Genomic DNA, 19,039 nt, shown 5'->3' on the forward strand with positions numbered 1-19,039 from the left:
ACGGGACGGGCGAAGAAGGTCACTTGCCGAAGGCGAGCATCAACTTCTCCTTCGACTCGTCGTTGCCGGTCAGGCGGGTGGTGGAGATGTAGAACCGCCCGTCGACCCAGTCGATGTCCTTGGAGTAGAAGCTGTTCTCGATGTCCGCGACACCCTGCGGGTTCTGCATCAGCTTGACCGGCTTGTGGCCGCTGCCGCCGGTCGCGATCGACACGACCTGGCCGCCGGCGTCGTAGGACGGCTGCACGTACGCGATGAGCTGGCCGCCCTCGACCCGCAGCGGCATCATCGACTCGTCCGCGGGGGACTTCGCGCGCCACTTCTCCTTGCCGGTGGTGAGGTTGATCGCGACGATCTCGTTGGCGCCGCTGGTCGCCTCGGTCGGCAGGTAGAGCGTGTTGTCGGCGACGGCGACGCCCGCACAGCCCTGGAGGTCGCGGTCGAGGATGGCCCAGCCGCACTCGGGGGCGAAGTCCTCGTCGACGCCGACCTGTTCGAGGACCTTGCCCTTGGAGGTGAAGGTGGAGATGTTCCAGACCTTCTTGTCCTCGTTGGTAGCGTAGACGACGAGCGGGTCGACGGAGTAGGCGCGCTCGACCCGCCAGCCCTTCTCGTACTTGTAGGTCCACAGGACCTTGCCGGTCTTGGGGTCGAGCCCCTGGACCTCGTCGTGCTCGTTGTTGCCGCCGGCGCCGCAGGAGGCGACCTGGATGATCGTCTTCGGTCCGCCGGCGAAGCCGGCGGGGAAGCAGGCGTCGCCGTACCGCTTCTTGTCGTACAGCTTCTTGCCGCTGCGGACGTCGTAGGCGGTGCCGGACTGGGAGCGGCCGACCATCAGGATGTCGCCGCTGACGTTCAGTTCGACGGAGAGGGTGGTGTCGAAGAGCTCGCCGTCCTCGACCTCCTCCTTCCAGCCCTTCGCACCGGTGGCGAGGTCGATCTCCTGCATCTGGTTGCACTTGGCACGGTCGCTGGAGCCGCTCATGTAGGCGACGACGATCTTGTCGCCGGCCGTCTTCTCCGGGGTGACCGCGCAGATCTTCTCCGGGAAGGCGATCGGGTCCCAGCTGGGCTTGCCGTCGCCGACGTCGTAGGCGAAGACCTGCTTGTACGCCGCCTTCACCGCGGTCTCGCCGGTGATCCACATGCCGGGGGCGTCGGCGCCGGAACCGGGGGCGTCGGGCGCCTCCTTGTACCAGAGCACCTTGGACTCCCCGGCCTGGCGGCCCTCGTTGAGGTCCTCGGGGTCCTCGCCGCCGTCGCCGCTGCCGTCTCCGGGGTTGACCGGGGCGCCACCGGAACCGGAGGGCTTGGGGTCGTCGCTCTTGCCGGCGACGGGCTTCTTGTCCTTCTCCTCGTCACCGCCGGTCGCGGTGACCGCCCACACGCTGCCGCCGATGACGAGCAGGGCCGCGACGGCAGCGCCGACCACCAGGGCGGGCTTGCCCTTGAAGGGGTTGCGGGACCCGGGGCCGCCGGGCGGCGGGGTGCCGGGCGCGCCCGGGTACTGCGGCGGCGGATAGCCGTAGCCGGGCTGCTGGCCGTACGGGCCCGGCTGCTGGGGCTGGGCGTACGGGCCGGAGTTGTACGGCCCCGGCTGCCCGTAGGGGCCCGGCTGCCCCGGCTGACCCGGCTGCTGCTGCGGGTAGCCGTACCCCGGCTGCGGCTGCTGCGGCGGACCGGACGGCGGGCCCTGCGGGGGCGGCGGGGTCGGCGCCCCGAAGCCTCCCGGTGGTGGATCCTGCGGTGCTCCGAAGCCACCCTGCGGCGGCTGATTGGGCGGCTGGCTCATCAGCGCGTTCCCCCTTATTACTCACTGATTTCTAGCCACGTCCCGAGGTACGCGCTGGCCTCGGAGTCGTTTGACGGCAGTCACTCAGACAGTTCTCGGACGGCCTTTCTATCACCCGGGCCGGACAGCACACCGGGCCGCGTCCGCCCCTGTACCCAAGGGAGAACCGGCCCGTGATGCCTCTGTTACGCGCCTTCACGACGCCTTCACGCCGTGCGCGCCCCGCGCGCAGGGGTCACGCGCAGGGGTCAGGCGTCCTCCGCCAGTTCCAGCCAGCGCATTTCCAGCTCCTCGCGCTGACCGGCCAGTTCCCGCAGCTCGGCGTCCAGTTCGGCCACCTTCGCGAAGTCCGTGGCGTTCTCGGCGATCCGCGCGTGCAGCTTGGTCTCCTTCTCGGAGACCTTGTCCAGCTGCCGTTCGATCTTCTGGAGCTCCTTCTTGGCGGCGCGCACGTCGGCGGCGCTCTTCTCGGGCACGGCCGCGGACGGCTTCGCGGCCGCCGCGAGTACGTTGGCCGCGGCCGCCTCCTCCATGCGCCGGCGCCGCTCCAGGTACTCGTCGATGCCGCGCGGCAGCATCCTCAGCGCGCCGTCGCCGAGCAGGGCGAAGACCCGGTCGGTGGTGCGCTCCACGAAGAACCGGTCGTGGGAGATGACGATCATCGAGCCGGGCCAGCCGTCGAGCACGTCCTCCAGCTGGGTCAGGGTCTCGATGTCGAGGTCGTTGGTGGGCTCGTCGAGGAAGAGGACGTTGGGCTCGTCCATGAGGAGCCGGAGCAGCTGGAGACGGCGCCGCTCCCCGCCGGACAGGTCACCGACCGGAGTCCACTGCTTCTCCTTGCCGAAGCCGAACGTCTCGCACAGCTGCCCGGCGGTCATCTCGCGGCCCTTGCCGAGGTCGACGCGCTCACGGACGCGCTGCACGGCCTCCAGCACCCGCCAGGTGGGGTCGAGTTCGGCGACCTCCTGGGACAGGTACGCGAGCTTGACGGTCCTGCCGACCTTGACGCGCCCGCCCGCGGGCTGCTGCTCCCCGTCGCTGTACGCGGCGTTCGCGAGGTCCCGCAGCAGGGAGGTCTTGCCGGCGCCGTTGACGCCGACCAGGCCGATGCGGTCGCCGGGGCCGAGCTGCCAGGTGACGTGCTTGAGCAGCACCTTGGGACCGGCCTGGACGGTCACGTCCTCCAGGTCGAACACGGTCTTGCCGAGCCGCGACGACGCGAACTTCATCAGCTCGCTGCTGTCGCGGGGCGGCGGCACGTCGGCGATCAGCTCGTTGGCGGCCTCGACGCGGAAGCGCGGCTTGGACGTCCGAGCGGGGGCGCCGCGCCGCAGCCAGGCCAGCTCCTTGCGGACGAGGTTCTGCCGCTTGGTCTCCTCGGTGGCGGCGATGCGCTCGCGCTCGGCGCGGGCGAAGACGTAGTCGGAGTAGCCGCCCTCGTACTCGAAGACGTCGCCGCGCTGCACGTCCCACATGCGGGTGCAGACCTGGTCGAGGAACCAGCGGTCGTGGGTGACGCAGACGAGCGCGGAGCGCCGCTCGCGCAGGTGCCTCGCGAGCCAGGCGATGCCCTCGACGTCGAGGTGGTTGGTGGGCTCGTCGAGGACGACGAGGTCCTGTTCGTCGATGAGCAGCTTGGCGAGCGCGATACGGCGCCGCTCACCACCGGAGAGCGGCCCGATGACGGTGTCCAGCCCCTGCGGGAAGCCCGGCATGTCCAGCCCGCCGAACAGCCCGGTCAGCACGTCCCGGATCTTGGCGTTGCCGGCCCACTCGTGGTCGGCCATGTCGCCGATGACCTCGTGGCGGACGGTGGCGGCGGGGTCGAGCGAGTCGTGCTGCGTGAGCACGCCCAGTCGCAGCCCTCCGGAGTGGGTGACCCGGCCGGTGTCGGGCTCCTCCAGCTTGGCGAGCATCCGGATCATGGTCGTCTTGCCGTCGCCGTTACGGCCGACGACACCGACGCGGTCCCCCTCGGAGACGCCGAGGGACACGCCGTCGAGAAGCGCACGGGTGCCGTACACCTTGCTGACGTTCTCGACATTGACCAGATTGACGGCCATTTCTCTCCTGACTGGGGGATCCACCAGCCTTCAAGCGTAGGCCCTCCGGGGGTGGGGTGACGCGGACGGGGGCGCCACTTGTCTCTCGCGAGAAGGCTTCGGCGTTCACGCGGGAGGAAGCGCATCCGGGTGTCGCGACGCGGCGCGCCGACGCATCCGGTTCCGGGCGCGGAGCGCCCGTACCGCTGCCGCCAACGCCGAGATTACGCGAACGCGTGTGCCCGTGATCGCCGGCCGGGGTGATGGCCGCGAGATCGTGGGGTGTTGGTGCGGCTGCCGTATCAAGGTCGACAGGCCGCATGCCATCGACATCGATCCGGGCGGAATCAGCCAGCACTGACCCAAGCCCCCTCAGACCACCGACGCCCCCGCCACCGCCCCCACCGCCGTACGCACGTCACGGCACGTCCCCGACGCCCGCAGCACCCCGGCGATGTCGGAGGCCGACTTGGCGTCCGTGGCGAGGAAGGCCGTCGTCGGCCCCGAGCCCGAGACCAGGGCCGCCAGTGCCCCCGCCGCGCGCCCCGCCGCGAGGGTGTCGGACAGCTCGGGGAAGAGGGAGAGCGCCGCGGGCTGGAGGTCGTTGGTGGCGGCCACGGCGAGCGCGGCGACGTCGCCCTTGGCGAGGGCGTCGAGCACGGGCTGGGCGGCGACCGGCTCGGGAATGTCCAGGCCCTCCCCCAGCCGGTCGAACTCGCGGAAGACGGCCGGCGTGGACAGCCCCCGCGCGGCCAGCGCGAAGACCCAGTGGAAGTCGCCGCCGACCTCCAGCTCCGTCAGCTTCTCGCCGCGCCCGGTGCCGAGCGCCGCCCCGCCGACCAGGCTGAACGGCACGTCGCTGCCCAGCTCGGCGCAGATCTCCAGCAGCTCGGCCCGTGAGGCGCCGGTACCCCACAGGGCGTCGCAGGCGACCAGTGCGCCGGCGCCGTCCGCGCTGCCGCCCGCCATGCCGCCGGCGACCGGGATGTCCTTGGCGATGTGGAGATGGACGTCGGGTTCGCGGCCGTAGCGCTCGGCGAGGGCGAGGGCGGCGCGGGCCGCGAGATTGCCGCGGTCCAGCGGGACCTGGTCGGCGTCCGGGCCCTCGCAGGTGACGCGGAGTCCGTCGGCGTCCGGGGTCGCGGTGATCTCGTCGTACAGGGAGACGGCGAGGAAGACGTTGGCCAGGTCGTGGAAGCCGTCGGGGCGGGCGGCGCCGACGGCGAGCTGGACGTTGACCTTGGCGGGGACGCGGACCGTCACGCTCACTTGCTCGTCACTCCTTGTGTTCGGCGATACGCGCGAACTCTTCCACGGTCAGCGCCTCTCCGCGCGCCTGCGGCGACACGCCCGCGGCGACGAGGGCGGCCTCGGCGGCGGCGGCGGACCCGGCCCATCCGGCGAGGGCGGCTCGCAGGGTCTTGCGGCGCTGGGCGAAGGCGGCGTCGACGACGGCGAAGACCTCGCGCTTGGAGGCGGTGGTCTTCAGCGGCTCGGTCCGCCGGACGAGTGACACGAGCCCGCTGTCGACGTTGGGCGCGGGCCAGAAGACGTTGCGGCCGATGGAACCCGCGCGGCGGACCTCGGCGTACCAGTTGGCCTTCACGGACGGCACGCCGTACACCTTGTTGCCGGGTCCGGCGGCGAGCCGGTCGGCGACCTCGGCCTGCACCATGACGAGGGTGCGCTCGATGCTCGGGAAGGTGTCGAGCATGTGGAGGAGGACGGGTACGGCCACGTTGTACGGCAGGTTGGCGACCAGCGCGGTCGGGGCGGGGCCCGGCAGCTCGGTCACGTGCATCGCGTCGGAGTGGACCAGGTCGAAGCGGTCGGCGCGCTCGGGCATGCGGGCGGCGACGGTGGCGGGGAGGGCGCCGGCGAGTACGTCGTCGATCTCGACGGCGGTGACCCGGTCGGCGGCCTCCAGCAGGGCCAGGGTGAGCGAGCCGAGACCCGGTCCCACCTCGACCACCACGTCGTCGGGGCGTACCTCGGCGGTGCGGACGATACGGCGGACCGTGTTGGCGTCGATGACGAAGTTCTGGCCGCGCTGCTTGGTGGGGCGTACGCCGAGGGCTGCCGCGAGTTCACGGACGTCGGCGGGACCCAGGAGGGCGTCGGGGGTGGGGCTGCTCACCCCGCAAGGGTAGCCGGGGGCGGCAGCGGACCGTCCGGGGTCGCGCGCGAGGCGCCGAAGCCCCGGATGCCGTGGCCGTCCGGCGTCCGGCGCGGACACCAGGCCCCTGTCCGCCAGGGCCCCGCCCGCCAAGGCTCCGCCCGCCAGGACCCGCCCGCCAGGACCCGCCCGCCAGGACCCCATCCGCAAAGGCTCCGTCCGCCAGGATCTCGTCCATCGAGGCCCCGCCCGCCAAGGTCTCGCCCGCCCGAACCCCGCCCACCAGGACCCCGCGTCAGGCCCCGTACCCGCTGGAGAACGCGAGGTCCCCTGAGCCCGAGGTCCCCGGAGCGCGAGGTCCCCGGTGCCCCGTGTCGGAGGCGCCGGTCAGCCCTGTAGTCGTGCGCCGCAGTGTGGCCAGGCGTCGGCGCCGTTGCGTACGTACAGCTTCTTCGCGCGGTACGTCTGCTCCGATGCCGACGCGTCCTGGGGGCGGCCCTCGCCGCCGAGGCCCTGCCAGGTGCGGGTGTCGAACTGGTAGAGGCCCCCGTACGTCCCCGAGGGGTCGACGGCGTCCGGGCGGCCGCCCGACTCGCACGCGGCCAGGCCCTGCCAGTTCAGGTGGTCGGCGCCCCGCACGGATGCCGGCCGGGCGCGGGTGCCGACCCGCACGATCTGCGGGCTGGGCTCGCGCACCACCTCGGTGTGCAGCCGGCGCGGCTTCTCGCGGACGCCGTTGACGGTGCGCAGCGCGTACGTGGTGCGCCGCAGGCCGGGCCGGCCGGCCTGTTCGACGACCTCGGTGCCCCGGTAGAGGGCGGAGTCCTCGACCCGCCGCACGTCGAACGGGATCGGGTCCTCGTGGACCTCCTCGGAGCCGGTGATCCGCAGCACCGTGACGGTCTGCCCGTCGCGGGGGAAGCCGGTCACCGGGACGGAGGTGGTGTCCTGGCCGCGCAGGGTAATCCCGGCCTCCTCGACGGCCTCGCGCACGGTCGCGGCGTTGGTGCGGACGGTGCGGGCCCGGCCGTCCGCCATGACCGTCACCACCCGCTCGGTCCGTACGTTCAGGGCGAGGCCCTCGCGTCCGATGCGCCGGGAGCCCTCGGTCGACAGGTACGCGCCCTCCGTCCGCACGCCGAGTTGCCGCAGCGCCCCCTCCACCGTCTCCGCGGTCGTCCACACCTGGCGGCGGTGGCCGTCGAGGGTGAGCAGGACGGGCCGTCCGTAGCGGACGGCGACCTCCTCGCCGCTGGTGAGGGGGGTGCCGGGCGCGGGCACGATCACGTCGTGGGCGCCCACCTCGACGCCTTCCTGCGCGAGCAGTTCGGTCACGTCGTCGGCGAAGGTGTGCAGCGTGCGCGGGGTGCCGTCGACGGTCAGCTCGACCGCCTTGTCCTTCGCGACGAAGGCGGTGGTGCCGCCCGCGAGGAACGCCACGACCAGCGCACGCGGCAGCAGCCGGCGCAGGGAGCCGTCCGCGCGCCCGGCGCACCGTTCCCGTCGCCTGCGCGCGGCCCGGCCGTCGCCCGGCACGGGGGCCGGGACCCGCGGAGCGCCCTGCCGGGGCAGCGCGGGCCCGGTCACCCCGTGGGCGGGCCGGTAGGTGTCGCCGTACGCCAGGGTGGGTGCGCTGTGCACGTCGTACGGTGCGTGCGTCTCGTAGGCCGCGAAGGTTTCGAACTCGAACTGCGTTCTGCTCACGCCGACAGCTCCAGGGGTCCGGATCGGGCCCCCAGAACCTAGCGGAGTGCTCGTCACTCTCCAAAGCGCCGCGACTACGCAGCGTGGCGTGTCCGATCGGTGCCCTGTCAGTAGCCGAAGGCGCGGGCCGTGTTCGCGGCCAGGGCAGTCGCCAGCGTGTCCTCGTCGACGCCCCGTACGTCCGCCATGGCACGCACCGTGACCGGCACCAGGTACGGCGCGTTGGGCCTGCCCCGGTAGGGCACCGGTGTCAGGAACGGCGCGTCGGTCTCCACCAGGACCAGCTCCGGCGGGGCGACCGCGAGCGCGTCGCGCAGGTTCTGGGCGTTCTTGAAGGTGACGTTGCCGGCGAAGGACATGTAGTACCCGGCGCTCGCGCAGATCCCGGCCATCTCCGCGTCGCCGGAGTAGCAGTGGAAGACGGTGCGCTCGGGGGCGCCCTCCTCCTTGAGGACGCGCAGCACGTCGGCGTGGGCGTCGCGGTCGTGGATGACCAGGGCCTTGCCGTGCCGCTTGGCGATCTCGATGTGGGCGCGGAAGGACCGCTCCTGGGCCGCCTTGCCCTCGGGGCCGGTGCGGAAGTAGTCGAGGCCCGTCTCGCCGACCCCCTTGACCTGGGGCAGCGCGGCCAGCCGGTCGATCTCGGCCAGGGCCTCGTCGAGCGCCGCGTCCCCGCCGGGCGCGCGCGCCCCCTGCCTCGACCAGCCTCCCCCAGCCCCAGGGGGCTGGGAGGTGCCCCCAGGGTCCCCGTGCACGATGCGCGGCGCCTCGTTGGGGTGCAGGGCGACGGTGGCGTGGACGGCGTCGTGCGCCGCCGCCGTCTCGGCCGCCCAGCGGGAGCCGGCGAGGTCGCAGCCGACCTGGACGACCGTGGTGACCCCGACCGACGCGGCCTTGGCGAGAGCCTCCTCCACCGTGCCCGACTGCATGTCGAGGTGGGTGTGCGAGTCGGCGACCGGCACCCGGAGGGGTTCTGGGAGCGGGGGCGCGTCGTTCTTGTCGGACCGGCCGGAGGCGTTCGAAGGCATGCCTCAGATCCTACGAAAGGTCCCCGGGCCCGGGGACGGCCGTCAGCTCGCCCTGCGATGAAGGTGGAGGGCGGTCAGGAGATCGGCCAGGTGCCGGTGCCGGCGCTGGGGGGCGAGCCCCGGTGCCCCGGTTCCCGGCGCCTCGGGCACCTGCGGCACCTCCAGGGGGCCGGCCGGCGGCACCCGGTGGAGGCCGTGCGAGGCGCCGCGGGCGGAGGCGACCCGCCCCGGCCGCATGATCCGTACGAGGTGGTTGTCGCAGTTGCCGCAGGTCGGCCGGGTGAGCGGGGAGGGCACGACGCGGCCGTCCGCGACGTAGCGCACGAAGTCGTTGCCGTCGGCGCCCTTGTGGTGCTCGATCTCGAACGACTGCTCCCAGCCGTGCCCGCAGCGCATGCAGGCGAAGGAGTACGACTCGTGGACGACGGAGATGGCTCCGGCGCGCGGTCCGGTCCGCGCCGCACTCTCACTCGTGTTCATCCCGGCTCCTTCGGTTCGCTGGGCGATCCGTCTCTCGCCCCTTCCCTCAGTGGACTCCTCCACCAGCGGGAAAGCACCGGATCTGCCGAGTGTTTGAGCCGATTTGGGCCGCCCTTGGCGCAAGGGACCGAATGGTCAGGAACGGGTCAAGCGCGGCCGGATCAGGACCGTCGGAACCCCAGGATCGCCACGACCCGGCGGACCCTCAGGATCGCCGCGCCCCGGCGGAACCCTCAGGAGGCCACGACCCGGCGGAACCCTCAGGAGGCCACGACCCGTCAGGCCCCTCCGGAGGCCACGCCCCGTCAGGCCCCTCAGGCCCCCGCGTTCTTCGCCGCCACCACCGCGTCGAACACTTCCCGCTTGGGCACGCCCACCTGTGCGGCCACCGCGGCGATCGCCTCCTTGCGCCGCTCCCCGGCCTCCTCGCGCACCCGCACCCGGCGCACCAGTTCCTCCGCGCCGACCTCCTCGGCCCCCTGTTCCGGCGCGCCCTCGACCACGACGGTGATCTCACCGCGCACCCCCTCGGCGGCCCACGCGGCCAGCTCGCCCAGCCCGCCGCGCCTGACCTCCTCGTAGGTCTTGGTCAGTTCCCGGCAGACGGCGGCCCGCCGGTCGGCGCCGAAGACCTCGGCCATGGCGGCGAGGGTGTCGTCGACGCGGTGCGGGGACTCGAAGTAGACGAGGGTGCGGCGCTCCCCGGCCACCTCGCGCAGCCGGGTCAGCCGCTCGCCGGCCTTGCGCGGCAGGAAGCCCTCGAAGCAGAACCGGTCGACCGGCAGCCCGGACAGGGCGAGCGCGGTGAGCACGGCGGACGGGCCGGGCACGGCGGTGACCCGCACGTCCCGCTCGACGGCGGCGGCGACCAGCCGGTAGCCGGGGTCGGACACGGACGGCATCCCGGCGTCGGTCACCAGCAGCACGCGCGCGCCGCCCGCCAGCTCCTCGACCAGCTCGGGCGTACGGGCGGACTCGTTGCCCTCGAAGTACGACACGACACGCCCCTTGGGCGTGACGCCGAGCGCCTGGGTGAGCCGGCGCAGCCGCCGGGTGTCCTCGGCGGCGACGACGTCCGCGCCGGCCAGTTCCTCGGCGAGCCGCGGCGGGGCGTCCCGGACGTCGCCGATGGGGGTGCCCGCGAGTACAAGGGTTCCAGTCACGCCCCCATCCTCCCAGGGACGGGCCGGCGCCCTGCCGCGAGGACGCGTTCGGACCACCGGTGAGGGCCATGCGCGGGACGCGCACAGCACGGTTCCCTACGATGGCGCGGTGACCAGTACCGCGTCCTCCACGGACACCCGGCAGGACCAGGCTCCGCACGACCGGCGGCCCCCCTGGCAGCAGCGGCTGCGCCGCTTCGGCTACACGGCGGGGCCCGCGGCCGGCGACGTCCGCGACCGGCTGGTGCCGCCGTACACGAGCCCCGGTCCGCGCCTGTGGGCCTTCCTGGGCCTGGCCAAGGCGCCGGCCGACCGGATCGTGCGCTGGTCGGCGTGGGGCGGGCCGCTGCTGGTGGCGCTGCTGGCGGGCGTGCTGCGGTTCTGGAACCTGGGCAGCCCGAAGGCGGTGATATTCGACGAGACGTACTACGCCAAGGACGCCTGGGCGCTGATCCACCGCGGTTTCGAGGTCAACTGGGACAAGAACGCCAATGACCTGATCCTGAACTCCGGCGGCGACGTCCCGATCCCGACGGACGCGGCGTACGTCGTGCATCCGCCGGTCGGCAAGTACGTCATCGGTCTGGGCGAGCTGCTGTTCGGGTTCGACCCGTTCGGCTGGCGGTTCATGACGGCGCTGCTCGGCACGCTGTCGGTGCTGCTGCTGTGCCGGATCGGGCGCCGGCTGTTCCGCTCCACGTTCCTGGGGTGCCTGGCGGGCGCGCTGATGGCGGTGGACGGGCTGCACTTCGTGATGAGCCGCACCGCGCTGCTGGACAGCGTGCTGATGTTCTTCGTGCTGGCGGCCTTCGGCTGCCTGGTCGCCGACCGCGACTGGGCCCGCGGGAAACTCGCCGCCGCGCTGCCGGTGGACGACGACGGCCGGGTCCGGCCGGACGCGCGCCTCGCCGAGACGTTCCGCTTCGGGTGGCGTCCGTGGCGGCTGGCGGCGGGGCTGATGCTGGGCCTGGCCGCGGCCACCAAGTGGAACGGCCTGTACATCATGGCGGCCTTCTGTGTGATGGCCGTGCTGTGGGACGTCGGCACCCGCCGGGTCGCGGGCGCCCACCGGCCGCATCTGGCGGTGCTGAAATACGACCTGGGCTGGGCGTTCCTGTCGACGGTGCCGGTCGCGCTCGGCACGTACCTCCTGTCCTGGCTGGGCTGGATCCTCTCCCCCGCCGACGGCAGCGGCGGCTACTACCGCGACTGGGCGGCGAACGACGGCAGGAACAGCTCCTGGTCCTGGCTCTTCCCGGACTGGTGGCGCAGCCTGTGGCACTACGAGACGCAGGTGCTGGAGTTCCACACCAACCTCACCTCGCCGCACACCTACCAGTCGAACCCCTGGAGCTGGATCGTCCTGGGCCGTCCGGTCTCCTACTTCTACGAGTCGCCGGCGGCCGGTTCGGACGGCTGCCCGGCCGACGCGGGCGAGAAGTGCGCCCGCGAGGTCCTGGCACTCGGCACCCCGCTGCTGTGGTGGGTGGGCTGCTTCGCGCTGCTGTACGTCCTGTGGCGCTGGGCCTTCCGCCGGGACTGGCGGGCGGGCGCCATCGCCTGCGGCATCGCGGCCGGCTACCTGCCCTGGTTCATGTACCAGGAGCGCACGATCTTCCTCTTCTACGCCGTCGTCTTCCTGCCGTTCCTGTGCCTGGCGGTGGCGATGCTGCTGGGGGCGATCGTGGGCCGGCCGGGCTGCGGCGACGCCCGGCGGGTCGCGGGGGCGACGGGCGCGGGCGTACTGGTGCTGCTGATCGCGTGGAACTTCATCTACTTCTGGCCCCTCTACACCGGCACGGCGATCCCGATGGAGGACTGGCGGTCACGTATGTGGCTCGACACCTGGGTCTGACGACGCCGCGTCTCCATTCGGCCAACAAACGGAAACATCCGTCCCGCCGGTCACGTCCCGCACATTAGAGTGCAACCCACAACTGCTTCTGAACGCGTTCAAGAGGGCGGGCGGAAGTTCTGAACGGGGATCCTGGGACGGGGAGGGACTGCCGATGGGCAGGGGGGTGAAGGTCGCCGTCATAGGCGGCGTGTTCGCCGTGATGGTGGGCGGGGCCGGGTACGGCGCCTACAACGTCGTGTCGGCGCTGGACGGCGGCGGGGGCTCGGGAGCCGCGGGGACGGCGAAGAAGAGCGGACCGCCGAGCGGCGACGAGGTCGGGGAGACGACGGAGAAGTTCTTCACGGCCTGGGAGAAAGGCGACGCGACCACGGCGGCGTCGTACACGAACAACGCCACGGTCGCCGGGACGCTGCTCACCGCCTACGGCGAGGCGGCGCACATCACCGACGTCGAGATCACGCCCGGCACGGCGACCGGCACCGCCGTGCCGTTCACCGTGAAGGCGAAGGTGTCGTACGAGGGCGCTACCAAGCCGCTGACCTACAAGAGCAAGCTGACGGTGGTGCGCGGTGAGACCAGCGGACGCGCGCTGGTGGACTGGGCGCCGTCCGTCGTCCATCCGCGGCTGAAGGACGGCGACACCCTGGTCACCGAGGAGTCGGCGACGCCCCAGATCCAGGCGGTCGGCCGTAACGGCACCGTGCTCACGAAGGAGAAGTACCCCTCCCTCGGCCCGGTCCTGGACACGCTGCGCCAGAAGTACGGCGACAAGGCGGGCGGCACCCCCGGTGTCGAGCTGATGGTCCGGCACACGGCCGCCGAGGCCGCCGACACGTCGCTCCTGACGCTGACCGAGGGCGAGCCCGGAAAGCTGGAGACGACACTCAGCGCGAACGTCCAGGCGGCGGCCGAGAAGGCGGTGAAGCGGTACGACGAGTCCTCGGTGGTGGCGGTCAAGCCGAGCACCGGCGAGGTGCTGGCCGTGGCGAACAACCGCGCGGACGGCTTCAACGCGGCCTTCCAGGGGCGCGTCGCCCCCGGCTCCACCATGAAGATCATCACCGCGGCGATGCTCATCGACAACGGCGTGACCTCGATGAACGGCCCGGCACCCTGCCCGGACACGGCGACCTGGCAGAGCCAGACCTTCAAGAACCTCACCGGCATGAAGGCCAACGAGGGCGCGACGCTCGCCAACACCTTCATGCGCTCCTGCAACACGGGCTTCATCAAGCTCGTCGACGAGGATCCGCTCACGGACGCCTCGCTGACGGCGGAGGCCGAGGAGCGCTTCGGGCTGAAGGGGGACAACTGGCAGACCGGCATCGTCTCCTTCGACGGCAGGGTGCCCGCGTCCGGCGGCCCGGACCGCGCGGCCAACGCCATCGGCCAGGGACAGGTCCAGATGAACCCGCTGAACATGGCGTCCGTGACGGCGACCGCCGTCACCGGCGAGTTCCGCCAGCCCTACCTGGTCCCGCCCGACCTGGACGGCCGTCAGCTCGCCACCGCCAAGGGCCTGCCGCAGAGCACCGCCGCCCAGCTCAAGCAGATGATGCGGCTCACCGCCACGCAGGGCACCGGCGCCGCGGCCATGTCCGGGCTCGGCGGCGACATCGGCGCCAAGACCGGGTCGGCCGAGGTCGACGGGGAGTCCACGTCCGACAGCTGGTTCACCGGCTTCCGGAACGACGTCGCGGCGGCGGCCATGGTCGAGCAGGGCGGCCACGGCGGCGACGCGGCCGGTCCGATCGTGGCGGACGTGCTGCGGGCGGGGGGCTAGGCTCTGTCGCCGCTCTGTGACAGGGCGGACGCGACGGTGCCCCTACTGTGGTGGCCGTCGTTGGAGGCGTGAGGCAACGAGGGCACCGAGGGACCCCGGGAATCCGGGCGCCGCGGAGGAACGGGACGCAGTGAGCAGCAGAAGGGCCGCCGGCGAGCGGCGGAGGACGAAACCCGCCGTGATCGGCAGTGTGGCCGCCGTGGTCGTGGCCGGCGCCGGATTCGGCGCCTACGCGATGTACGGCGGCGGGGCCGGCACCGAGGACGGCGCGCGGACGACGTCCGCGGCGGCCGGGGAGAAGGCGAAGTCGGGTCCCCTGGAGGCGGCCGAGGTCACCACGACGGCCCAGCGGTTCCTGACCGCCTGGCAGAAGGGCGACGTCGCCGGGGCGGCCGCCGCGACCGACGACGCCGAGGCCGCGACGGCCCTGCTCACCGGCTACGCCAAGGAGGCCCGCGTCACGGACGTCACGCTCACCGCGGGCACCCCGGCCGGCGACAAGGTCCCGTTCTCCGTGAAGGCCACCGTCACCCACAAGGAGACGGCGAAGCCGCTGGCGTACGACAGCGCGCTGACCGTCGTACGCCGGGCCGGCGACGGCGAACCGCGCGTCGACTGGCACGCCGCCGTCGTCCATCCGGAGCTGAGGGACGGCGACAAGCTGGTCACCGGGGAGGCCGGGGTCCCGCCGGTCGAGGCACTGGACCGGGACGGCGCGGAGATCACCGCCGCGAAGTACCCGTCCCTCGGCACGGTCCTGGACGGCCTGCGCGAGAAGTACGGCGAGCAGGCCGGCGGCACTCCGGGCATCGAGCTGCGCGTGGTCCGCGGCAAGGAGTCGAAGGCGGCGAAGGCCTCCGACAAGACGCTGCTGGAGCTGAGCGAGGGCACGCCCGGCACCGTGAAGACGACACTGGACCCCGCCCTCCAGGCCGCCGCCGAGAAGCAGGTGGCCGGCAAGGCGCGGGCGTCGGTGGTCCTGCTGCGCGCCTCCACGGGCGAGGTCCTCGCGGTCGCCAACGGCGGCCACGGCTTCAACACCGCCTTCCAGGGCTCGCTGGCCCCCGGCTCCACGATGAAGGTCATCACCGCCTCGATGCTGATCGAGAAGGACCTGGCATCGATGGACAAGAAGCACCCGTGCCCGAAGTACTTCAGCTACGGCGGCTGGAAGTTCCAGAACGACGACAAGTTCGAGATCAAGGACGGCACCTTCAAGGCGAGTTTCGCCCGTTCCTGCAACACCGCCTTCATCAGCCAGGCCCCCGAGCTGGCGGACGACGACCTGACCCAGCAGGCGAAGGAGGTGTTCGGCCTCTCGATGAACAACTGGTCGGTCGGCGTACCCACCTTCGACGGCTCGGTGCCGGTGCAGAGCGCGGCCCCGATGGCCGCCTCCCTCATCGGCCAGGGCGGGGTGCGGATGAACCCGCTGAACATGGCGTCCGTGTCGGCGACCGTGAAGTCGGGCAGCTTCCACCAGCCGTACCTGGTCGCCCCGTCGGTCGACGGGCGCAAGCTCGCCACGGCCTCCCGCACGATGTCGTCGTCCACGCTGGCACAGTTGCGCGAGCTGATGTCCTACACGGCGGCGGCGGGCACGGCCGCGGAGGCGATGGCCGGGGTCGGCGGTGACGCGGGCGCGAAGACCGGCTCGGCGGAGGTCGACGGCCAGGAGAAGCCCAACGGCTGGTTCACCGCGTACAAGGGCGACGTGGCCGCGGCGGGCGTGGTCCAGCAGGGCGGCCACGGCAGCGAGTCGGCGGGCCCGATCGTCGCGGCGCTGCTGAAGAACGCGGGCTGAGACGGCGGCAGGCCTTGGCCGCGAGCCGGTGCGGCCGGTGGCTCAGTGGGCCACCGGCTCGGCCACCGCCGTGTAGGTCCGGCGCAGGAACCGGATGAGCGCCTTGGTCTCGAACTGGACCACGGAACAGCCCTGCGGGGTGTGGAACTCGACGACGGCCTGCACCCGGCCGCACGGCCACACCCGCACCTCGCCGCTGCCGGCGGGGGCGCGCAGGCCCTGTTCCAGCAGCGCCCGGTCGAAGGTCCACTCACGGAAGCCGCGACCGGGACCGCGTCCTCGCGCGGGCAGTCCGACGCGCACCGACCGCGGATCGTGGTCGGGGTCGTAGCGCAGCACGACGGGTATCGCTCCGCCGTCGTCCTCGTCCGGAAGATCCGCGTCCGTCAGGACATGGGCTCGTGCGTACTGTTCGACAACGGACATCGGATCGCCCCTTGCGCTGTGCCACCTGTGCGTATGCTCTGCGTCCACCCCTTCTCCAATGTCCCATATTTCCCGGACCACGCCCTTCGGGGCGTACATCACATGTGAGATCAGCCTTTACCTCGCTCTTGCGAAGGGATTGCAACTGGTCCCTATCATCGAGTCGTGCACGTACCTGACGGCTTCATCAACGCCCCGACCTCCGCCGTGACCGGAGTCGTCGCCGCGGGCGCCATCGCGGTCAGCCTGCGCGGCGCGCGCCGCGAGCTGGACGAGCGGACGGCGCCCCTCGCGGGACTGGTCGCGGCGTTCATCTTCGCGGTGCAGATGCTGAACTTCCCCGTCGCCGCGGGCACCAGCGGGCATCTGCTCGGCGGCGCCCTCGCCGCGATCCTGGTGGGCCCCTGCACGGGGGTGCTCTGCGTCTCCGTCGTCCTGCTCATGCAGGGCATCCTCTTCGCCGACGGCGGCCTGACCGCGCTCGGCGTCAACATCACCGACATGGCGATCGTCACCACGGTCGTCGCCTACGCCCTCTTCCGGGGCCTGGTGAAGGTCCTGCCGCGCACCCGCCGCTCGGTCACCGTCGCCTCCTTCGTCGCCGCCCTCGTCTCCGTCCCGGCCGCCGCCCTCGCCTTCACGTTCCTGTACTGGATCGGCGGCACCACCGATGTCGCCATCGGCAAGGTCGCCACCGCGATGATCGGCGTGCACGTGCTGATCGGCATCGGCGAGGCCGCGATCACCGCGCTGACCGTCGGCGCCGTCATCGCCGTACGCCCGGACCTCGTGTACGGGGCGCGCGGCCTCACGCGGAAGCTCAAGCTGCGCGTGAACGGCGAACTCGTCGACGTCCCCGAGGCGGAGCCGGCCGCCGCGCCCACCGCCGCCCGCTCCCACCGCAAGCTGTGGATCACGGGCCTGGTCACCTCGCTGGTCCTCGCCGGCTTCGTCAGCTTCTACGCCTCCGCCGACCCCGACGGCCTGGAGAAGGTCGCCGCCGACAAGGGCATCGACGAGAAGACCGAGGAGCACGCGAGCGCCGGCTCCCCGCTCGCCGACTACGGCGTCGAGGACATCACCGACGCCCGCGTCTCCGGCGGTCTCGCGGGCGTGATCGGCGTCGGCGTCACGGTCGTCGCGGGCAGCGCGGTGTTCTGGTCGGTGCGCAGGCGGCGCGGCGACGACGCCCCGCCGACGAGCGTCCCGGACCGCACGGACACGAGCGCCTGACGTGGGCGCAGGCCACGCGCACCGGCTCTACCGGCGCGGGGACTCCCCCGTGCACGGTCTGCCGCCGCACACCAAGCTCGCCGCGGCCTTCGCCTTCGTGATCGTCGTAGTGTCGACGCCCCGCGAGGCCATGTGGGCCTTCGGCCTCTACGCGCTGCTGCTCGCGACGGTGGCGTACGCCGCCCGGGTCCCGGCCGGCTTCCTGCTCAGGCGGCTGCTGATCGAGGTGCCGTTCGTCGCGTTCGCGGTGCTGATGCCGTTCGTGGCCGAGGGCGAACGGGTCGAGGTGTTCGGCATGTCGCTGAGCGTGAACGGCCTGTGGGGCGCCTGGAACGTACTGGCCAAGGGCACCCTGGGCGTCGCCGCCTCCGTCCTCCTCGCCTCCACCACCGAGCTGCGCGAACTGCTGCTCGGCCTCCAGCGCCTGAAGCTGCCGCCGCTGCTGGTGCAGATCGCGTCCTTCATGATCCGGTACGGGGACGTCATCGCGGACGAGATGCGCCGGATGCGGATCGCGCGGGAGTCGCGCGGCTTCAAGGCGAGGGGCGTCCGGCACTGGGGCGTGCTCGCCAAGTCCGCGGGAGCCCTCTTCATCCGCTCCTACGAGCGCGGCGAGCGCGTCCATCTGGCCATGGTCAGCCGCGGGTACGCCGGTTCGATGCCGGTGATCGACGAGGTGACCGCGTCCCGGACGCAGTGGTCGTACGCGCTGGCCCTCCCGTGTGCGGCGCTCGTCGTCTGTCTGCTGGGATGGGTGCTGTGATGAGTACGGAGACGGGTGCTGGGACGGGTGCTGTGACCGCTTCTCTGGACGTCTCCGGCCTCGCCTACGCCTACCCCGACGGGCACCAGGCCCTCTTCGGCGTGGACTTCTCCGTCGCCCGCGGCGAGCGGGTCGCGCTGCTCGGCCCGAACGGCGCGGGCAAGACGACGCTCGTCCTCCACCTTAACGGCATCCTGACCGGCGGCACCGGCACCGTCACGGTCGCCGGACTGCCCGTGGACAAGCGGAACATGGCGGAGGTCCGGCGCCGGGTCGGCATCGTCTTCCAGGACCCCGACGACCAGCTCTTCATGCCGACCGTGCGCGAGGACGTGGCGTTCGGACCGGCGGCGGCCGGGCTGAAGGGGGCGGAGCTGGAGCGCTGCGTGGACCGGGCGCTCGCCCTGGTCGGCATGGCGGAGTTCAAGGACCGTCCCCCGCACCACCTCTCCTTCGGCCAGCGACGCCGGGTGGCGGTGGCGACGGTGCTCGCCATGGAGCCGGAGATCCTGGTCCTGGACGAGCCCTCGTCCAACCTCGACCCGGCCTCCCGCCGCGAACTCGCCGACATCCTGCGCTCCCTGGACGTCACGGTCCTGATGGTCACCCACGACCTGCCCTACGCCCTGGAGCTGTGCCCCCGCGCCCTGATCCTCAGCGACGGCGTGATCGCGGCGGACGGCCCGACCGCCGGCCTGCTCTCCGACGACGAGCTGATGCGCGCCCACCGCCTGGAACTGCCCTTCGGCTTCGACCCGCGGTCGGTGTCGGCGAGCGGGTGAGGAATCGCAGGGGGCCGGCGAGGGTTGCACCCACTGTCGCAGGCGATCGGAAGGGACCCGGAAAC

The 19,039-nt window shown here is 72.4% G+C and carries 15 protein-coding genes; 6 read left to right on the top strand and 9 right to left on the bottom strand.

Translation table 11 applies throughout. The annotated features are described in order from the left end of the window. Positions 1 to 19 precede the first annotated feature (19 nt). The 8 genes from ACIQ6R_RS17800 to rsmI form a co-directional block, all read right to left on the bottom strand. Positions 20 to 1,792 (bottom strand): PQQ-binding-like beta-propeller repeat protein, encoded by a 1,773-nt coding sequence (locus ACIQ6R_RS17800; protein WP_404222333.1) that lies wholly within the window; start codon positions 1,790 to 1,792, stop codon positions 20 to 22. Positions 1,793 to 2,040: 248 nt separating this feature from the next. Further along, positions 2,041 to 3,855 (bottom strand): ABC-F family ATP-binding cassette domain-containing protein, encoded by a 1,815-nt coding sequence (locus ACIQ6R_RS17805; protein WP_404175557.1) that lies wholly within the window; start codon positions 3,853 to 3,855, stop codon positions 2,041 to 2,043. Between the two features lie 351 nt (positions 3,856 to 4,206). Next, positions 4,207 to 5,103, bottom strand: coding sequence for a 4-(cytidine 5'-diphospho)-2-C-methyl-D-erythritol kinase (locus ACIQ6R_RS17810; RefSeq protein ID WP_404222334.1), 897 nt, complete (start codon positions 5,101 to 5,103; stop codon positions 4,207 to 4,209). A 7-nt stretch (positions 5,104 to 5,110) separates the two neighbouring features. Continuing rightward, positions 5,111 to 5,971, bottom strand: coding sequence for a 16S rRNA (adenine(1518)-N(6)/adenine(1519)-N(6))-dimethyltransferase RsmA (gene rsmA, locus ACIQ6R_RS17815; RefSeq protein WP_404222335.1), 861 nt, complete (start codon positions 5,969 to 5,971; stop codon positions 5,111 to 5,113). Positions 5,972 to 6,337: 366 nt separating this feature from the next. Then, positions 6,338 to 7,654: a ubiquitin-like domain-containing protein gene (locus ACIQ6R_RS17820; RefSeq protein WP_404222337.1), complete on the bottom strand. Its 1,317-nt coding sequence runs from the start codon at positions 7,652 to 7,654 to the stop codon at positions 6,338 to 6,340. Between the two features lie 107 nt (positions 7,655 to 7,761). Beyond that, positions 7,762 to 8,682, bottom strand: a complete 921-nt coding sequence (locus ACIQ6R_RS17825) for a TatD family hydrolase (protein ID WP_404175566.1) — start codon at positions 8,680 to 8,682, stop codon at positions 7,762 to 7,764. 42 nt (positions 8,683 to 8,724) lie between these two features. Then, the gene (locus ACIQ6R_RS17830) at positions 8,725 to 9,162 is read right to left on the bottom strand and encodes a hypothetical protein (protein WP_404222338.1); all 438 of its coding nucleotides are present in this window, start codon (positions 9,160 to 9,162) and stop codon (positions 8,725 to 8,727) included. A 314-nt stretch (positions 9,163 to 9,476) separates the two neighbouring features. Beyond that, positions 9,477 to 10,325, bottom strand: coding sequence for a 16S rRNA (cytidine(1402)-2'-O)-methyltransferase (gene rsmI, locus ACIQ6R_RS17835; RefSeq protein ID WP_404175572.1), 849 nt, complete (start codon positions 10,323 to 10,325; stop codon positions 9,477 to 9,479). A 109-nt stretch (positions 10,326 to 10,434) separates the two neighbouring features. Here rsmI and ACIQ6R_RS17840 point away from each other — a divergent pair, with 109 nt between their 5' ends. The 3 genes from ACIQ6R_RS17840 (at position 10,435) to ACIQ6R_RS17850 (ending at position 15,770) form a co-directional block, all read left to right on the top strand. After that, entirely contained in the window at positions 10,435 to 12,180 is a 1,746-nt protein-coding gene (locus tag ACIQ6R_RS17840; RefSeq protein ID WP_404222339.1) for a dolichyl-phosphate-mannose--protein mannosyltransferase, read from the top strand. 154 nt (positions 12,181 to 12,334) lie between these two features. After that, positions 12,335 to 13,966, top strand: coding sequence for a penicillin-binding transpeptidase domain-containing protein (locus ACIQ6R_RS17845; RefSeq protein ID WP_404222340.1), 1,632 nt, complete (start codon positions 12,335 to 12,337; stop codon positions 13,964 to 13,966). Positions 13,967 to 14,096: 130 nt separating this feature from the next. After that, entirely contained in the window at positions 14,097 to 15,770 is a 1,674-nt protein-coding gene (locus tag ACIQ6R_RS17850) for a penicillin-binding transpeptidase domain-containing protein (RefSeq protein WP_404222341.1), read from the top strand. Between the two features lie 42 nt (positions 15,771 to 15,812). On the opposite strand, the gene ACIQ6R_RS17855 is transcribed toward ACIQ6R_RS17850, so the two are convergent. After that, a complete protein-coding gene (locus ACIQ6R_RS17855; RefSeq protein WP_404175583.1) occupies positions 15,813 to 16,196 on the bottom strand; it encodes an SsgA family sporulation/cell division regulator in 384 nt (127 codons plus the stop codon). Between the two features lie 165 nt (positions 16,197 to 16,361). Between ACIQ6R_RS17855 and ACIQ6R_RS17860 the strand changes: the two genes are divergently transcribed. Genes ACIQ6R_RS17860 through ACIQ6R_RS17870 form a run of 3 tightly spaced genes read left to right on the top strand, consistent with a single transcriptional unit; the run spans position 16,362 to position 18,974 of the window. After that, positions 16,362 to 17,429: an energy-coupling factor ABC transporter permease gene (locus tag ACIQ6R_RS17860; protein WP_404222342.1), complete on the top strand. Its 1,068-nt coding sequence runs from the start codon at positions 16,362 to 16,364 to the stop codon at positions 17,427 to 17,429. A gap of 1 nt (position 17,430) precedes the next feature. Then, a complete protein-coding gene (gene cbiQ / locus ACIQ6R_RS17865; protein WP_404222343.1) occupies positions 17,431 to 18,192 on the top strand; it encodes a cobalt ECF transporter T component CbiQ in 762 nt (253 codons plus the stop codon). Next, complete coding sequence (locus ACIQ6R_RS17870; RefSeq protein WP_404222344.1) at positions 18,192 to 18,974, top strand: energy-coupling factor ABC transporter ATP-binding protein; 783 nt, start codon at positions 18,192 to 18,194, stop codon at positions 18,972 to 18,974. The genes cbiQ and ACIQ6R_RS17870 overlap by 1 nt, the downstream gene beginning before the upstream one ends. Positions 18,975 to 19,039: the final 65 nt, after the last annotated feature.

This window comes from Streptomyces sp. NPDC096048, assembly GCF_044763415.1.
Lineage (GTDB): Bacteria > Actinomycetota > Actinomycetes > Streptomycetales > Streptomycetaceae > Streptomyces.